This is a genomic window from Salinisphaera sp. G21_0, assembly GCF_017744115.1.
Classification (GTDB): Bacteria; Pseudomonadota; Gammaproteobacteria; order Pseudomonadales; family Endozoicomonadaceae; genus Endozoicomonas.
Window position 1 is genome coordinate 1 of sequence record NZ_JAGHQW010000021.1, and the last position, 18,163, is coordinate 18,163.

At 48.6% G+C, this 18,163-nt stretch carries 14 protein-coding genes, 1 tRNA gene and 1 pseudogene; 1 reads left to right on the plus strand and 15 read right to left on the minus strand.

Annotated features, from left to right (window positions below; translation table 11 throughout):
- Positions 1-431: 431 nt before the first annotated feature.
- From J7439_RS11270 to rlmE, 9 genes and pseudogenes are all read right to left on the minus strand, one after another.
- Positions 432-518: transfer RNA gene (locus tag J7439_RS11270), tRNA-Leu, on the minus strand.
- A gap of 71 nt (positions 519-589) precedes the next feature.
- Entirely contained in the window at positions 590-997 is a 408-nt protein-coding gene (secG, locus tag J7439_RS11275) for a preprotein translocase subunit SecG (protein ID WP_209201916.1), read from the minus strand.
- A gap of 2 nt (positions 998-999) precedes the next feature.
- Positions 1,000-1,746, minus strand: coding sequence for a triose-phosphate isomerase (tpiA, locus tag J7439_RS11280; RefSeq protein WP_209201917.1), 747 nt, complete (start codon positions 1,744-1,746; stop codon positions 1,000-1,002).
- Positions 1,747-1,887: 141 nt separating this feature from the next.
- The gene (gene glmM / locus J7439_RS11285; RefSeq protein WP_209201918.1) at positions 1,888-3,225 is read right to left on the minus strand and encodes a phosphoglucosamine mutase; all 1,338 of its coding nucleotides are present in this window, start codon (positions 3,223-3,225) and stop codon (positions 1,888-1,890) included.
- 390 nt (positions 3,226-3,615) lie between these two features.
- Positions 3,616-3,831: a hypothetical protein gene (locus J7439_RS27095; protein ID WP_353623050.1), complete on the minus strand. Its 216-nt coding sequence runs from the start codon at positions 3,829-3,831 to the stop codon at positions 3,616-3,618.
- Between the two features lie 3 nt (positions 3,832-3,834).
- Positions 3,835-4,029: pseudogene (locus tag J7439_RS27100) on the minus strand (RING finger domain-containing protein); the annotation flags it as partial.
- Positions 4,030-4,190: 161 nt separating this feature from the next.
- Entirely contained in the window at positions 4,191-5,036 is an 846-nt protein-coding gene (gene folP, locus J7439_RS11295) for a dihydropteroate synthase (RefSeq protein WP_209201920.1), read from the minus strand.
- 153 nt (positions 5,037-5,189) lie between these two features.
- Positions 5,190-7,151 (minus strand): ATP-dependent zinc metalloprotease FtsH, encoded by a 1,962-nt coding sequence (gene ftsH, locus J7439_RS11300; RefSeq protein WP_209201978.1) that lies wholly within the window; start codon positions 7,149-7,151, stop codon positions 5,190-5,192.
- A gap of 189 nt (positions 7,152-7,340) precedes the next feature.
- Positions 7,341-7,961, minus strand: a complete 621-nt coding sequence (rlmE, locus tag J7439_RS11305) for a 23S rRNA (uridine(2552)-2'-O)-methyltransferase RlmE (RefSeq protein ID WP_209201921.1) — start codon at positions 7,959-7,961, stop codon at positions 7,341-7,343.
- Between the two features lie 797 nt (positions 7,962-8,758).
- Between rlmE and J7439_RS11310 the strand changes: the two genes are divergently transcribed.
- Positions 8,759-9,070: a YhbY family RNA-binding protein gene (locus J7439_RS11310; RefSeq protein ID WP_209201922.1), complete on the plus strand. Its 312-nt coding sequence runs from the start codon at positions 8,759-8,761 to the stop codon at positions 9,068-9,070.
- Positions 9,071-9,120: 50 nt separating this feature from the next.
- Here the strand turns inward: J7439_RS11310 and J7439_RS11315 are convergent, their stop codons facing one another.
- The 6 genes from J7439_RS11315 to rpsD form a co-directional block, all read right to left on the minus strand.
- Complete coding sequence (locus tag J7439_RS11315) at positions 9,121-9,501, minus strand: PH domain-containing protein (RefSeq protein WP_101746620.1); 381 nt, start codon at positions 9,499-9,501, stop codon at positions 9,121-9,123.
- Between the two features lie 110 nt (positions 9,502-9,611).
- Positions 9,612-12,470, minus strand: a complete 2,859-nt coding sequence (locus J7439_RS11320; RefSeq protein ID WP_209201923.1) for a hypothetical protein — start codon at positions 12,468-12,470, stop codon at positions 9,612-9,614.
- Positions 12,471-12,600: 130 nt separating this feature from the next.
- Positions 12,601-15,303: a protein kinase domain-containing protein gene (locus J7439_RS11325; RefSeq protein WP_209201924.1), complete on the minus strand. Its 2,703-nt coding sequence runs from the start codon at positions 15,301-15,303 to the stop codon at positions 12,601-12,603.
- A gap of 735 nt (positions 15,304-16,038) precedes the next feature.
- Positions 16,039-16,431: a 50S ribosomal protein L17 gene (gene rplQ / locus J7439_RS11330; protein WP_209201925.1), complete on the minus strand. Its 393-nt coding sequence runs from the start codon at positions 16,429-16,431 to the stop codon at positions 16,039-16,041.
- Between the two features lie 68 nt (positions 16,432-16,499).
- Positions 16,500-17,501, minus strand: coding sequence for a DNA-directed RNA polymerase subunit alpha (locus J7439_RS11335; protein ID WP_101746624.1), 1,002 nt, complete (start codon positions 17,499-17,501; stop codon positions 16,500-16,502).
- Positions 17,502-17,532: 31 nt separating this feature from the next.
- A complete protein-coding gene (rpsD, locus tag J7439_RS11340; protein WP_209201926.1) occupies positions 17,533-18,153 on the minus strand; it encodes a 30S ribosomal protein S4 in 621 nt (206 codons plus the stop codon).
- Between the last annotated feature and the right edge of the window lie 10 nt (positions 18,154-18,163).

Consider the following 18,163-nt stretch of genomic DNA (forward strand, 5'->3'; position numbering starts at 1 on the left):
TAGACATGGAGCCTCCGGTTAGCTGTCTATGGTCTGGTATCCGAAAGATAGCTATTGATCAGGGGCTCCTTGTCTTTTTTGCGTCGAACTCACGTTGATTAATAGCGCCATCAAAGAAAAGCTGATTACAGAAAAGTGGCACTTCCATGACCTGAAAGCAAAAGGAGTATCGGATCATGAAGGACTGGTATCCGGACACAAAACCCTGGAAGCCAAGAAGGTTTACATCCGTAAAACACAGGAAGTCAAAGGAACGAGATGAAGAAAACGAAGGTACAAAAAAAGGCCATCTCAGGCCTTTTTTTATGCGACTGTTGTCGAACAATAATCATGAACCAAAGTGCTATTAAGAGGCTATTTTTTTGGCCTCTTTTTTTTGGGGAACGACCATGTCAGTCTATTCCACAATTCCCGTAACTCATTGATTCTATTGGTGCCGAAGACGAGACTCGAACTCGTACGCCCATACAGGCACTGCCCCCTCAAGACAGCGTGTCTACCAATTCCACCACTTCGGCCTTAGCTGTCGCTCTCGACGACAGCAAAATTATTTCTGAAAACTCTTTATAAATCAATAAGATTTTAAATCTTACTGAGGGTTTTCAGAGCTGCTGGAGCCGCTGCTCTCAACGGGCTGAGACTCTAACACAGGCGCATCGCTTTCGATAGTGTTTTCTAATGAATCCACCGAAAAAGGCGCATCATTTACCGGCACACTCTGTTCAATCTGAACAGACGGCAAACCGGCATCAGCAACACTATCAGCCTTCTGCCTGGCCATCATCGCCAGACCGATACTGGTGACGAAAAAGATCGTTGCCAGAATAGCGGTTGTACGGCTCAGAAAGTTCGCTGAGCCTTGACTTCCAAACACCGTTTGCGAAGCCCCCGAGCCAAAGCTGGCTCCTGTTTCTGCACCTTTGCCCTGCTGCAGCATGATCATAGCGATCACACCAACAGCTACCAGCACGTGCACAAGAAGAATAATGGTTTCCATTACTATCCCGCAGCGTGACAAATCACCTTGAAATCAGCAGCTACCAGCGAAGCACCACCGATCAGACCACCATCAACATCAGGCTGGCTCATCAGTTCTGCTGCATTGTCAGCCTTCATGCTTCCACCATACAAAACACGGGTTCTGTCCGCCATGGACGGATCGTTTTCTGCCAGCAGCGCACGAATTTCAGCATGAACTTCCTGCGCCTGTTCAGGGGTTGCAGTCAGACCGGTTCCAATAGCCCAAACTGGTTCATAGGCAATTACAAAATTAGCCAGACGCTCCGGACCAGCAGCCCGAAGCACAGTGTTGATCTGATGAGCCACTACTTTCATAGTGTCACCAGCTTCGCGCTCAGACAGAGTCTCACCAACACAAAGCACCGGTACCAGACCCTGATCAACCAGAGCACAGAATTTCGCAGCCACATCGGCATCGGTTTCGCCATACAGGGAACGACGCTCAGAGTGACCAATAAGTACATATTCACAGCCAAGGTCTTTGGCCATCAGAGGAGAGATTTCACCCGTGTAGGCTCCTGACAGCTTATCGGAGGCATTTTGCACGCCAAATTTAACCGCAGAACCCTTCAGCAAGTCGCGTACCTGCTGAACGTATACGCCAGGTGGAAAAACGAGCACCTCAGCCTTGGTTTCAAGCCCTGAAAGGATTCCATCAACAAGCTCACGGATACTGTCAGAAGAACCATTCATCTTCCAGTTTCCGGCTACCAGTGGCTGACGCATACCGCTTACCTCTTTGATCGCGAGGCCGGAATACTAACCTGAAAGACGCCAACATACAATAAGTCAAGCCCTGCGAAGCTATTGAAATCAAGGCAAGGCAACACAGCTCCGGTGCAGGCCAATACCTGCACCGGGCATCATTCAGCACATTTCCTGTTCAACCACTTTTGCCAGCTTTTCCGCCTGGGCCTTTACCTGAACGCCGTCTTCACCTTCAACCATCACCCGAATGACTGGCTCAGTTCCTGAAGCTCTGAGAAGAACGCGACCTTTTCCGGCCATCTCTTCTTCTGCTTTTTTTACTGCCTCAACAATACCTGGAATGGTGTCGGTGTCCCGCTTATTCTGCACCCGGACATTGATCATGACTTGTGGATAAAGTGTGATCGCAGCCACCATTTCTGACAGTGACTTACCTGCTGTCTGCATGGCTTTTAACACTTTCAATGCCGAGACAATGCCATCACCCGTGGTCGATGCATCACGACTGATAATGTGGCCTGAAGACTCACCACCGAGCTGCCAGTCATTGGCTATCAGCAGTTCATTGACATAACGGTCACCGACATTGGCCCTGGCAAACGGAATGCCGGCAGCTTCCAGTGCTTTCTCCATTCCCAGGTTGGTCATCAACGTGCCCACGACACCACCTTTCAATATCCCCCTGGAATGGCGATCCATGGCAATAATAAACAGCAGCTGGTCGCCATCGACGATCTCACCTTTATCATCCACCATAATGACCCGGTCACCATCACCGTCAAAGGCAATTCCCAGGTCAGCACCGACTTCCCTGACTCTGGCAGCCATTCCTTCCGGGCTGGTAGCGCCTGCGTTCTCGTTAATGTTGACGCCATCCGGATGGATGCACATTGGTATCACTTCCGCACCCAGTTCACGAAAGACCGCAGGACCAACCTGATAGGTTGCACCGTGACCGGCATCAATCACAATTTTCATGCCACGCAGATCCAGCTGCTGGGAAGTGCTACCCTTGCAGTACTCAATGTAACGGCCTGCTGCATCATTCATCCGGGTCACTTTACCCAGGTTCTGGGAGTCAACTACCTCAATCTCTGACTCAAGCAATGCTTCAATTTTCAGCTCAACCTCATCGGATAGCTTGGTGCCGTCGCCTGCAAAAAACTTTATACCATTGTCGTAAAACGGGTTATGGGAGGCGCTGATCACAATACCCGCCTGCCCATTAAAGGTTCGGGTCAGATAGGCAATAGCAGGAGTCGGCATTGGCCCGGTCAGGACAACATCGATACCGGCAGCAGAGAGACCGGCCTCAAGCGCAGACTCAAACATATACCCGGAGATTCGGGTGTCCTTGCCAATAATGACTTTCCCTTCACCCTGTTCAGCCAGGACACGACCCGCAGCCCAGCCCAGCTTCAGGACAAAATCCGGGGTAATTGGAAAGTCACCCACCTTCCCACGAATTCCGTCGGTACCAAAATATTTTCGAGCCATAGCCGTTTACCAAGAATTTCTGAAAGCAATAGCGGTAATCATCTCACTCATTCAAGTGAACCACCAGTACCATCAGATTAAGCGGCTGGCGATATGGAATCGAATATTTCTGTGCTGTTGATGTATGCAAATCTGAAAAGTGACGGGCAACTGGGGAAGTTAATGTCACTCATTTGAAGACCATGAAATGAGCAAAAAAGGATGCTCATCCGTGTTCGCCAGAATACGACAGACTTTCAGGCAACTGAAAGTGGACATGCGCCCCTCTCAAAGAGGAAAGACCATTGGTGTACCATATTATAGTCAGCTAAGGGTTACCAGGGTCTAACACGCCGGTTAACCATCAAGGTATTTACAGCATCCGAACAACTCCCGTCATCCACTGGCGGGTTAGCCGCCTATCGCCATCAAGGCATGTAAAGCATCCGAACGACTTCCTTCACGGTCCACTGTCGGGTTAGCTGTCGCCATCAAGGCATGTAAAGCATCCGAACGACTTCCGTCACGGTCCACCACTTGCAGGCTAAACCTCAGGACTTGAAACAACCCATCAACAAGTGAGCACTCTTGCTGGATTGCCCTATCCTTGAGAGGAGTTCTACACATAGGACAGACTCCACCATACTGGAGCCAAGTCTCTAAACAAGATGTATGATAATTATGGGCGCATGTGGTAACCGACACTTCTTTTCCTGCAAATTCTGAAATACAAATACCACATTGGTCGTCTTGCTGATATTCAGTAGCGGGCTGGTAATATCGGACGCAAGAGCTTGTGGTTCTGTTCATAACATTCACATCCATCAGATCGATCGTAAATTATGTGACTTGCGTTATCTTTTTTAGTTTCTTGGTTCTCTGTATTTTTTGAGGTAATTCAATAGCTGCAATTATGTAAATGAAGTTGAAATAACAATCATACTTTCTGACTCCCCTGATAAGCAGAAGACAAGGCGGCGTGAAGGCTACGCCTCGTCAACAGACTGAAGAAAACGCAGGACATCAACCGTTTCCCTGACATCATGCACACGGATGATATGAGCACCGGCCTGGGCCGCCAGTATGGCGGCAGCCAGACTACCCGGGAGCCGGTCTTCGGTATCCCGGTCCAGGGTTGCCCCAATAAAGGACTTTCTGGACATACCCGCCAATACCGGCAGACCCGGTTCATGGAAGCGGCGAAAACCCTTCAGCATTTCAAGATCGTACACCGGCGTTTTACCAAACATACCGCCCCCAAAGCCCGGGTCCAGTATTAAGCGCTCCCGGGCAATCCCTGCACTCTCACAGCGCTCCACACAAGCCATCAAATACTGGCTGACCTCTTTAACCACATCACCATAGACAGGTACAAACCCGGGCTCAGGTTGATCAACAAGAGAGTGCATCAGAATAATGGGAACCGTCGTTTCCGCTGCTGCTTCCAACGCCCCCTCGCGGTGCAACGCCCGGACATCGTTAATAATCCCCGCGCCCGCTTTTACCGCCTCTTTCATCACCAAAGGAGAGCTGGTATCAATGGAGATAATGACGTTGAAGCGCGATGCCAAACCTTCGATAACGGGCAGAACCCGCTCTAACTCCTGCTCCTGATCTGGCGCACCGGAAGCACCGGGGCGTGTCGACTCGCCACCAATATCCAGAATATCCGCCCCGTCCTTGATCATCTGTTCAGCAACATTCAGCCAGTTATCAGCACAGCGGCTCCCTTGATAAAAAGAGTCCGGCGTAACGTTCAAAACCCCCATCACCCTGGGCCTGTTCAGATCCAGTATTTTCCCTGCACAGTTCAACTTGAATTCGTTGCTCATGAAAACTCCTCAGATCTCATACCAATCACTCCCCCTGAAGTGGGTACACCAACAGTGGCCACAAAACCGATAACCATGATTCATCGACAAATTGGCAGATACAAAAAAGGGCAGGTTAAACCTGCCCTTCACAATCATAGAACTGACTGAGGATCAGTGCTCCCCAGCGGGGCCACCAATCGAACCGCCTGAATCTTTTTTACCACCGTCTTCGGCCTTGTCATCAGCCTTTACTTCAGACTCATCAGCAGCAGCCTTAACACCGCTGTCATCGTTATCACCGGAATCCTTGGGAGGGCGAACTTCACGGCCAGCCATGATGTCATCAATCTGATCACTATCAATGGTTTCGTACTGAATCAGCGCCTCAGCCATTTTATCCAGCTTGTCGCGGTTATCGACGAGAATCTGGTTAGCGCGGGAGTAACATTCGTCGACTACCCGGCGAACTTCCTCATCAATGATCTTCGCCGTTTCGCCGGAAACATTCATTCTGGAACCACCGCTGCCGTAGTTTTTACCCAGGAAGACCTCACCCTCATCTTCATCGTAGAGCAGCGGACCGAGCTTTTCAGAAAGGCCCCACTTGGTCACCATACTTCTGGCAATCTGGGTAGCGCGCTGGATATCATTGGAGGCACCGGTTGTTACCCCATCTTTGCCCAACGTCATCTCTTCGGCGATACGACCACCAAACAGCGAGCATATCTGGCTCAGCAGTGCCTGGCGGCTCTGGCTGTAGCGATCCTCTTCAGGCAGGAACATGGTCACCCCAAGCGCCCGGCCTCGCGGAATAATACTCACTTTGTAAACTGGATCATGGTCCGGTACCAATCGACCAACAATGGCATGGCCGGCTTCGTGAAAGGCCGTATTGCTCTTCTCCTTATCACTCATGACCATGGACTTGCGCTCAGCGCCCATCATGATTTTGTCTTTCGCCAGATCAAACTCTTTCTGACCAACTGTGCGCTGGTTAGCCCTTGCTGCAAAGAGCGCCGCCTCATTAACCAGGTTGGCCAGGTCGGCACCGGAGAATCCGGGAGTACCACGGGCGATAACCGAAGGCTGCACATTGTCAGAAACCGGAACCTTGCGCATATGCACTTTAAGGATCTGCTCACGACCACGGATATCCGGCAGGCCAACCACCACCTGACGGTCAAAACGACCGGGACGCAACAACGCAGGGTCAAGAACATCCGGACGGTTGGTCGCGGCAATTACGATAATACCGTCGTTCGCTTCAAAACCATCCATCTCAACCAGCAGCTGGTTAAGGGTCTGTTCACGCTCATCGTGACCACCGCCCATACCGGCACCACGGTGACGACCGACCGCATCAATCTCGTCAATAAAGATAATGCAGGGGGCCTGCTTCTTGGCCTGCTCAAACATGTCACGGACACGGGAAGCACCAACACCCACAAACATTTCAACAAAGTCAGAACCGGAGATGGTAAAGAACGGAACCTTGGCCTCACCGGCAATCGCTTTGGCGATCAGGGTTTTACCGGTACCCGGAGGACCCACCATCAGAACACCCCGGGGAATACGACCACCCAGACGCTGGAATTTACCGGGATCTTTCAGGAAGTCTACCAGCTCCTGAACATCTTCCTTGGCTTCTTCAACGCCGGCTACATCGGCAAAGGTGGTTTTGATCTGATCTTCAGACAGCAGGCGGGCCTTGCTTTTGCCAAAGCTCATCGGGCCACCCCGACCTCCGCCGCCGCCCTGCATCTGACGCATGAAGAACATAAATACCGCCAGAATCACCAGAATCGGGAAGCTGGCTACCAATAGCTGCGTCCAGATACTCTGCTTTTCAATAGGCTTGGATTCAACCTGTACCTTGCCCAGCAGGAGTTCATCCATCAGTTTGTTGTCTGGCACCGTGGGCGGCAGGTTGGTTTCAAAACGTTCACTGTTGTTTAACATGCCGGTGATGGTAAAACCATCAATGACGACCTTACTGACCTGACGATTTTCTACCATGCTGATGAAGTCAGAATAGGCAACCTTCTGAGTAGACGACTGCATGCCATCGAAGTTTTTAAAGACGGTCAATAGCACCAAGGCGATTATGACCCAGAGAATCAAATTTTTTGCCATATCATTCAAGGGGCTAACCTCTCTTGAGCGTACTTAAGCCTCAGGTAATCGTTTATATTGAGCACGTTCCCCTGGCTCGCTGTGTTATGTATTAATGCTTATTTGCAACGATACACGATCAGCGGACGGTGTGACAGTGATTGTCTTCTATCATGCTGATTAATGCATCCTATTATTCAACGTCCGGTATTATCCCCTGAAGCCCGAGGCCAGCAGATATACTTCTCTTGAGCGCGCCCTGGAAGCCGTCGGCTTGCGAGTCTGCACTTTGTCAAAACTGGTTTTCATATCTTTCAGATAGGCATCAAAGCCTTCACCCTGAAATACCTTAACCAGGAAAACACCTCCTTTACGTAATACCTGCCTGGACAGATCCAGTGCCAGTTCCACAAGGTACATGGCATTGGGCTGATCAACAGAGAGTGCTCCACTCATATTGGGGGCCATATCGGAAATTACAAGGTCTACCCGGTCTGAACCGATGGTTTCGAGTATTTGTTCCAGCACCGCGTCTTCTGTAAAGTCACCCTGAACAAAGTCAACCCCGGCGATGGGATCCATTGGCAGAATATCTGAAGCAACCACCCGCCCCTGATCACCCACCAACTCAACAGCCACCTGAGACCAGCCACCGGGTGCCGCACCCAGATCAACCAACCGGATGCCCGGACGAAAGAGTTTATCCTTCTCCTGAATTTCCAGAAGTTTATAACTGGCCCTGGATCGCCAGCCATCTTTTTGCGACTGCTTTACATAGTGGTCATCAAAGTGCTCTTTTAACCAGCGACCACTACTTTTGGATCTCGCCATATTCTTTTTGCAAACTGCCTGTAAATTAAGTCTGAATGTTGTCTGAAAAATATTTGAACAACATCAAACCGAAAACCGAAAGGGGTAAAAGTCATAGCGATAATATCTTATACAGCATGGCTGTGACAGCAGAAGACAATAAAAGATTAAGTGGCTGATTAGGGGTTAATACGCATCACAAGCCAACACTTTCCACACACTTGTGCTGGTCAAACACTCTGGCAAGTTTATTATTGTGGAGTCAGTAATCACTAACCGCCGTAACACCATTAGCATAATAGGTATTGTTCAACCAATGCCGAAGAGACAGGTCACCACTTATACGGGCAACCTCGAACAGCAGGCCACTTCCCTCCGCAACCAGAAAGCGATAGCATGCGCCACCAGAAGCTTGAATATGCTGTCGAATGACTGAAATGCTGCCAGCCTGAGACCCATTCAGCAGTCCACGGCGCTAGGAGGCTGACCGAGAATAGCGCCCGTAGCGAGGATGGCAGAAAATTGAGGATAAAAAGTCGGAAATTTTTAGTGAATAGTGGTTCTATTTACTAAAAATTTCCGACTTTTTAGACCAATTTGCTGCCACCGCAGCAGGGCAGTCTATTCTCGGACAGCCTCCTAGACATTAATTCACTCTCTTCGACACCCAGTCAATGACCGTTAAGCGCTCCATGAACAGTACTTTTCTGTCCCCAACCTGCATTAACGAAAACTTCTCTGGAAAAATACGGTCATACCCATCATCAGATATCGTGTATGACGATTCGTTATTAAAGAATTTATCAGGAATAGCAAACATGAGCTTGAATGCAGCCAAAAAGAAGCATTTCCGTACCATCGGCCACAACCTGAATCCTGTCGTCATTGTGGCAGACAAGGGGCTGACGGATGGCGTGGTTGAAGAAACATTACGCGCACTGAATGACCATGAACTGATCAAGGTAAAATTCGCCATTGGCGACCGGGAAATCCGCCAGCAACTGGTCAGCGAACTGATCAGCGCCACAAACTCTGATCTCATTCAAACGATTGGCAAAATCGCGCTGATTTTCAAAGCCGCCGACAAACCCAATCCTGCACTTTCAAACCTGCTCAGAGTCCAGGGCTAAGCCGAACAGGCCACGGTGGTGGCCTTTATCAACGACTGGCTGGCAAGCAATTACTGCCCTGCCACTTTCGCCGCCAGGATTGCCTGAAGCTTATAAATATTGGTTTTGCTGTTAAATTCCATCTGCATTGACTCTGGCTGGCCGGAAATCCATATTTTCAGTTCAGCATCCAGATCAAAATGGCCTACAGACTCAACAGTAAACATGGTAATCGACTTATAAGGTATTGAGCGATATTCAACCTTGCGTCCGGTAAGCCCCTGTTTGTCGATCAAAATCAAACGGTGATTGGTCAAAACCACCATATCCCGCACCAGCTTATAGGCCAGCTCTATTGACTCCGACGGATTAAGAATGGTTGCCAGATCCTCCATTGCCTCCGTATTGCTCATCTCACCTGCATTGCCCAGTAAGGCATCAAACAGACCCATAGCATTTCTCCTTAATTTTCACAGGTTATCAGCAAGCATCATTTTTCGGGGGGTAGCGCAATTGAACTTGTTACCAATGATCATGTTCAATGCGTCGAGTCTACCTGATCTTATTCAGGATTCATCATCGCCAGCAGCACTTTGACAAAACCCTTCGTCTTGAGCTGGTGATCATTAACGAGCTGAGTTGTCGCCAGCCAGCTGTTAACCCTGCGCTCAAAATCATCACGGCAAATATGGCTGGCCAATTTTATTTGAAGATTCCCAGCCAGTACATGAAGGCGTTGTTGTTCCTGTTGCAGCCGATCAGTCCGGCAGTCTGATGTGTCGGGTTCTTCCTCACAGTGCCGGGCGATAAACTGCCGGGCTTTATTCAGGGTAAGCAGTGAGCGTATCAGCAAGCCATAAATGCGCTCAGCGGTGTTTTGGGGATTGTTAAAAAGAATGGTTCGAGGTATGACAAATACGGCCCCTTTTTGCAGTTTCTCGGTCAGCGGATCAAGGTTCTCAATAAGGAATTCCAGGGCTTCGTTCAATAATCTGGTTTCTTCAGTAAACGACAAACACCATACAGGCCTTTCAACGCCAGGAACATGAACGGCCAGTCGTGCTCCATTCGTATCAATAACTCTGGAGTCCACGCTGACTTGCAGCTCCATCGTTTTGATACCCAGATCACCGTATCTAAGATCAATATTGCAGGCGTGCGGCAATTTAATCGCCTGACACCCCGGGATCGACCTGATGGTAATGCTTTGTGTGATTTCTGAACCCTCATCGGTGTTCAGTGCCTGCAGTTTCTCGAGGAGTAGGGAGGCCGATTTTTCTGTCGTGCAGATAATGTCAATATCATTAAATGCCGGGCAGAGGTTCTGCAGAAAACGGGCGTATGAACCGGTAATCAGAATGGGGGGATCGGCATAAGAGTGATTGACGTCCTGAATAATTTCCAGTGCTTTTAGTGTCAGTGCATCTAACCGCGGAGCTTGCTTGTCCGGGAAACCCGATGCCCCTGTTTTTGCGCATTGCTTCCGGATTTGAGCCCCAATGGTGGAAAATAATGGCTGAGCAACCGATGTATTTTCTTCATTCCCGTACTCCTGAAACTGAGGAGTGAAAAAGACTTCCTGGCCAGAATTGGTATCGGATACCTCTAACGGTTTTGCTACCCAGCCAGAGTTGTCAATATCACTTCCGGGGATAACCGGTTGAAACAGCCACTGGTCAAGTATATTGGCTTCGGAGCTGTATTGTTCAAACCAGCAGCCCAACGCATGGCGCTGCTTACTTCCTTCAGGAAAATTATTAAGGTACTCCAGCACCTGATCCTTATGGATTTGTCGTCCATCAATAGACAGTCTCTTACTGTAGCAATGTGCCAGGAAGAAGAAATGCAGGCGTAAATTCTGAAATGAGCGCCTCAGTGTTTTGATGGATTGCAATACCTGTTCTGCTGATACGCTCTGATGATTCATTGGCAGTTCATGCTGCATAGCCATGAATTTCAGGATACATTGCACTCGATGCTGCTCATCGTCTTTGACCGATAAGTTATTTAGGCTTTGACAGGCTTCTTGAAAAATGTGCTGAAACTCACTGGCTTCATCATACGGCTGAAATTGTTCCAGCCGTTGAATCAGAAACCTGGTTTGTCTTGAAGAATAATCCCCGGGCACTTTACTAAACGCTGCCAATACTCTCTGGTTATCCAGATAGGAGCCATGCAGTATTCTTGCATTCAATGCCAGCCGGGAATAAAAAATAGCCCTTTCCAGCAGCCAACCACCACGGACATAGTCTTTAGCCACCTCATCCGGGTTGACCTGCTGGCCATTCAACAACAAGCCCCTGAAGCAGCATTCTGCTTTGAAGCGCACAACCCCCAGCTTGCCTTCCGGACTGTCCGGGAACGCCCTAACCACCGTATCCGGTGTCACCGGCTGGCCATGTAACGGCAAGCCCCTCAGGCAACATTCCGCTTTAAAGCGTGCCAGCGCCAGTGGTGCCCTGGCTGCCTGATAATCCTTAACTACCTCATCCGCTGTGACCTGCTGGCCATGCAATGTCAGGCTGTTCAGGCAACATTCTGCTTTGAAGTGCGCTATACCCAGTTTGCCTACCGGACTATCCGGGAAATACTTAACTACTTCATCCGGTGTCACCTGCTGACCATTCAGCAGCCAGCCCCTCAAACAACATTCTTCTGTAAAGCGCGCTATCCCCAGTTTGCCTTCCGGACTATCCGGGTAATCCTTAACCACCTCATCCGGTGTAATCTGCCGACCACCCAATGGCAGGCACTTAAGGCAACATTCCGCTTTAAAACGGGCTATCCCCAGTTTGCCTTCGGGACTCTCCGGGAAATCCTTAACCACCTCATCCGGTGTAACCTGTCGGCCATTCAACAGCAGATACCTAAGGCAACATTCCGCCTTGAAGCGCGCCAGCTCCAGTGTTGCCCCGATGGCGTGATAAGCCATGGCCACGGAATCCGGGAAGACCTGATGACCATTCAAGTTCAGGCCCATCAGGCAACATTCCGCCATGAAGCGTGCTATCGCTAATTGGAACTTATTATTTCGATCTGGCTGACGGGCGAACTCTTCAATGACCTGAATCGGGGTAACGACTCTATTGCCATGCAGAATGCTCTGTAAGCAAAGTTTTTGCAGGAAAAAACCGCTTCTGATAGAAGATGTATCACTTCCATAGGCTGTAAGCACATCAGCCGAAGTGATTTGACGTCCTTGTAATGGCTTTTTTTCCCAAAAAGCATCCTCAACACACTTGCCATTATACAGAGCGATGCCTGTGACTCTATGGGAACCAGGGTTTGAGACACTTTTACCGTAAAATGCACTTCTGAAAGGGTCAGGAAGTCTGCTTGAACTGGCTTGTTGATCAACCCGGCGAGCAGACTTTGGGGCGGCGCTGATTGATGCGGCAGCTTTCAGAATAATTACCTGCACTCATAAATAACGCCATTTGACCTTAAAATTATTATCAGGTTCCATTCAGGATGTGCCAATCCGGGAGATAAACTCAACCCGAAAGGCTGGTGCATGTGGCAATAGCACAGTCAGAGCCGAGTAACTGACACTATGAAACAGAAAAATCTGTCGCAAATTTTTTATGCAAGTAATCCTTGTAGGTGGCAAAATTTTTCTCCGACTCCAGAAGTGCTGCAACTTTGCACTTCAGGCCATTTTGAAAGCCTTGAAGTTCATGCTGGTATTGAGCAGGGGAGAATTTAACCAGGCGACTCTCCGCCAGATGTCGAATTTCCAGAGCATCCAATTGCTTATCCATCAATGGTTTTAAAGCCTCATCATAGGCAGAGCGCAGTAAAGAAATATGCTTCATTTTGGTCGCCGATGGAGAATCAACATCTTGACGAATGAGTCTTTCCCCAGTGACATTTTTCAACATGGTTTCCGCAAACCAGGTGACAGTGTCCTGCTCCCCCCTCGTATAGGCGTTCGCTCTGGTGAGAATCGTCCAAAACTCATTCTCTAAAGCTCTCAGGTTATCAATAGGTTCCTTAAGCGCCAGGTTAGCCAGCAAACGTTGTGCCGCAGATACTTCATCTAACTGTTCCAGCTCCATCATATAGTCAGTAAGTTGTTTACTTTTAGCAGGATCACCTTCCCTGCCATCTTTAAAATGTATACCAAGGGGGGATTGTCTGAAACCGAAGTTTGCTACCTGTTCTGGCGTAAACTGGTATTTTGCAATGCCGGGCGTAGAAGCCAGCAGTGATTCAGCCCATCCATTGTCTTCTGATAACACATCGGTGACCTGCACCTGTGTAATAAAACCGTAATTTAAAAATTGGCAGGCTTCCCGCTTACTTTCTTCGGTGCCGTTTAACATCTTTTCTGCCAGCGCTTTAGCCTGAGATGAAACTGCCTCCAAATGCATTCGTTGAGTCTTTGTGAAGTCAAACTGCCGACGGGGATATAAGGAAAAAGGCCTCAAACAGGACTTATGGGTGTAGAGCTTACCGGCTCCATCCTTATTGCAGACAATAAATATTCCAATCTGTTCCAGGAATCTAATCCTCGCAAGATCGGACAGCAGGGCTTCTAAAATACCAGGCAATATCTTGCAAAAATCAGCTTTATCTATATCATCCCGATTACTGGCCAGGCTTTTCAGCCTATTCAAAGGTGCCTTTAGATTTTTAGACAGCTTACTTGAAAGTTCCTCTACTTTCGCAGCTTGAGAAGCTTTCTCAGCCAGCAGTTTTTCCTTATCGAGTTGAACATCTTCCAATTTAGACGTTGCAAGCTTTTGATGATTCGCCGCTATTGCCAGTTCTAGTTTATATTGAGCATTTGTCTTCTCTGCCTCTGTGAGCGCCTCCTCAGCCTTTATACGCGCCTCCTCAGCCTCGGTGCGAGCTATATCCACCGCCTGGTTCTGCTTCTCCGCCTTGGCAACCTCTCCTGCCAACGCCTGCAATTGTTCTTCTTTAGCCTGCAATTGTTCTTCTTTAATGGAAAGGATGCCTTCCATCTTTTGTACTTCTGCTGTCCGCTTTTTCAGTTTACGAGATGTCAGCACGACATCACTTTTCGCACTTTCTGCCTCACCTTTATAATGAGCGGCTTGTTTTTCCAACGATTTGGTTTCTTGCTGCTGCTTTTCAAGCTTCAGCTGCTGTTCCTGCATTAACTCTTCCAGTTTTTGCTTCTGCTGTTCTTCCATCTCATTGATTGCAATCTGCTGCTGCATCAACACCATCTGCAATTCACGCTCTTTCGCTGCACTTTTTTCTTTTGCCATTTTAAATTGCTGTTCAGTTATACCCTTTCTTTTAACTAATGCCTGTCTTTGTTGTACCCTTTTCAGTTCATTTTCCAAACGAGCAACTTCATTATGGGCTGACTTGATGTGACTACCAGCTTCTTCAATGATTTTATACCCACTGGAAAAAGCGGTCATTTTCCCCAGGCACTCGTCTAAGTCGGGACGAGAGGCACTGTTGTTTGCAACCATGTCAGTTAAGAAACCTATCAGCTGCTGGACGAAATCATCACAGTTTTTGTTTATCCTGAGTTCTGGAAGAAATTTCTCCAGATTTAGTTTTAAGTCCTTGCGCTGAGCGATCCGAGACTGGGCAACTGCATAACCACCAGGGTCATCAGAAAATAGATTCAACAAAATAATTCCAAGGGAAAACACCATCGACTTGTCTGTAATTTCTGATTTTTGGAATTGGTCAGGCTCAACAAAAAACGGTGTCCCCAACAGATTCACTGGCCTGGGTGCTGATGGGTCTTCAAGATCACATACATGGGCATTATCAATAAAAAAAATCTCATTCTTAACTTCATCATAGATCATGTTGGACGGTTTAATATCGGGATGAGCTAACCCCCCAGCCACGAAAGTCTTGGCACAAATCAACATAGCCACAGCACAGTCAAACCTGTTTTTCAGTGGCCAGTTTTTATCATCAAAATACTTCTGTAAACATTTTCCGGGAATGCGTAATTGATCCAGATATTGGTAACCTTCAAATTCTCCAGCACCTAACGATCCGGGCTGAACCGAATGAAAGTCTCTTTCACTCCGGGCAACTTCATTGTTTTCCTGGATCTTCATAACTCTGTCATATTGCGGCCCTTGAGGAACTCCCCAACACATCTCTGACTTTCGGACCAAATGAGTGCTTTCATAGACTTCTCCAAAAGCACCCTTGCCTAAATATGGTTTGCTAACGTGAACCTGGATAATGACAGGATCCTCTCCAGCCCTTTTAAAGCCAACCAGTCGACCATAATAACCGCTTTCCACTAAACAATGACAGGAGTGATCTGACCTACTGTGATCACGTAATTTAAGCTGACCATATAATCCTTCAGCTATTTTGGCTTCCGGGGATCTCAATGCCCGTTTGAACTTAATCCCATGGGCATTTCGTTGCTTGCCATGGACTGAACCTACTGAGCCCGCGCGAGGTGGTTGATGGCTTACTGGGGGTGGAGAAGGGTATAGCATAAATAAATCCTACAATTAAAATTTTGGTTGTGAAGATTTGATCATTAAAAGTTTAAATAGTTCTTTGCCTTTATTAATTAACCTGACAGAACGTCAAATCAAAGCTCCATAAAGTGATTCGAAATACTCCGGTTTAAATACCATTTGTTTTCACATAAATCACTAACCAGTTGGTAAGCGTTTATAACATCCCGACTAATCTACTGAAGTAGAATGATCTGGAAAATATTCGATGACAGTTGGTTAACTGATTATGAAGGGCAAGAAGCGAGTGCATCAGTTCAATGAGATTGACGTGCACCATCTCCGTTCATCCTGAGCGGAGTCCAAGAGTGCTTGGCACGATACTACCATAAGCCGGAGTTTGTGCCCTTCGACAGGCTCAGGACGAACGGAGTGCAGAGCTTATGGTAACGACAACCCGTCAAACTCATGGAAATGATATAACAGGAGGCTGACCGAGAAAGGGGAAAAGAACTTCATGGCAGGGTAAAAACAAAAAAGCCGGGTTAATCCCGGCTTTTTTATGACTTATTCTTCGTCAGCGGACGCTACTGCTTCAACAGCAGGACGGTCCAGCAACTCGACATAAGCCATAGGCGCGTTGTCACCATGACGGAATCCGCACTTGATAATACGGATGTAACCGCCTGGACGCTCTTTGAAACGCGGACCCAGATCAGTAAACAGTTTGCCTACCGCAGCTTTGTTACGGAGACGATCGAACGCCAGCCGACGGTTAGCAACGCTGTCTTCCTTAGCCAGGGTGATCAACGGTTCAGCAACACGACGCAGCTCTTTCGCTTTTGGCAGTGTTGTCTTGATTACTTCGTGCTCAACCAGGGAAGCAGCCATATTCTTGAACATCGCTTTGCGATGAGAACTGTTCCGGTTAAGCTTGCGGCCACTCTTACGATGACGCATGGCACAAACTTCCTCTTCTTACCAGGAACCGCTTCTGTTTCTGCAACAGTGGCGGCTCCTGGCTGCAATTAAGCAGAAACCTTATCGTCGCTCTTCAAACTGGCAGGTGGCCAGTTATCAAGACGCATACCCAAGCTCAGACCACGGGAGGCCAGAACGTCCTTGATTTCAGTCAGGGACTTCTTACCCAGGTTCGGGGTCTTGAGCAACTCAACTTCAGTGCGCTGGATCAGGTCACCAATGTAGTAGATGTTCTCTGCCTTCAGGCAGTTAGCACTACGTACGGTCAGTTCGAGATCATCAACCGGACGAAGAAGAATCGGATCAACCTCGTCTTCTTCCTTCACAGGCTCTGGCTCGGACTCACCTTCCAGGTCCACGAATACCGCCAGCTGCTGCTGCAGAATAGTAGCAGCACGACGGATGGCTTCATCAGGATCCAGAGTACCATTGGTTTCCAGGTCGATAACCAGCTTGTCGAGGTCAGTACGCTGTTCTACACGAGCACTTTCTACGACATAGGAAACACGGTATACAGGGCTATAGGTGGCATCCAACTGCAGACGGCCGATAGCGCGAGTTTCCTCTTCATCCTGACGACGGCTGTCGGCTGATTCATACCCACGACCACGAGCAACCTTCAGCTTCATGTTGAGCTTGCCCTTGTTATTCATGTGGGCAATAACATGATCAGGATTCACGATTTCAACATCGTGGTCCAGCTGGATGTCAGCAGCAGTGACGACACCCTCGCCTTTTTTGCTCAGAGTCAGAGTAACGCTGTCACGGCCAGTCATGCGAATAGCCAGGCCTTTGAGGTTGAGCAGGATTTCAATAACGTCTTCCTGAACACCTTCAATAGCACTGTATTCATGCTGCACGCCATCAATCTCTACCTCAGTCACGGCGCAACCGGGCATAGAGGAAAGAAGAATGCGACGCAGGGCATTGCCTAAGGTATGCCCAAAACCACGTTCCAGCGGCTCCAGGGTGACCTTTGCCCGTGTCAGACTGATTTCCTCAACATCAATGTGTCGAGGAGTTAGAAATTCAGTTACCGAATTCTGCATGGATGTTACACCCCACCTAACTGTCTATCCCTTACTTGGAGTACAGCTCGACGATCAAGCTCTCGTTGATGTCGGCCGCCAGATCACTCCGCTCGGGCAGCGTCTTGAAGACACCTTCTTTTTTGTTGGCATCTACTTCCACCCAGATGGAGAAACCACGCTGGGCCGCAAGTTCAAGCGCTGCATTGATGCGCAGCTGGTTTTTTGCCTTTTCACGGATAGCAACAACGTCACCAGGCTTAACCTGATAAGACGGGATGTTTACAGTCTTGCCATTAACCATGACAGCTTTGTGGCTGACCAGCTGGCGTGCTTCTGCACGGGTAGAACCGAACCCCATGCGGTAAACCACATTATCAAGGCGAGACTCCAGAAGTTGCAACAGGTTTGAACCAGTTGCACCCTTCAGGCGGTCAGCTTCCTTGTAGTAGTTACGGAACTGCTTTTCCAGTACACCGTAGATACGACGAACTTTCTGCTTCTCACGAAGCTGAACACCGTAGTCGGAAAGACGACCACGACGCTGGCCATGCTGGCCAGGAGCATTTTCTGCCTTGCACTTTGACTCGAGCGCACGAACACCACTCTTCAGGAAGAGATCAGTGCCTTCACGACGAGACAGTTTGCACTTAGGACCTATATATCTAGCCATTTACCGGTCT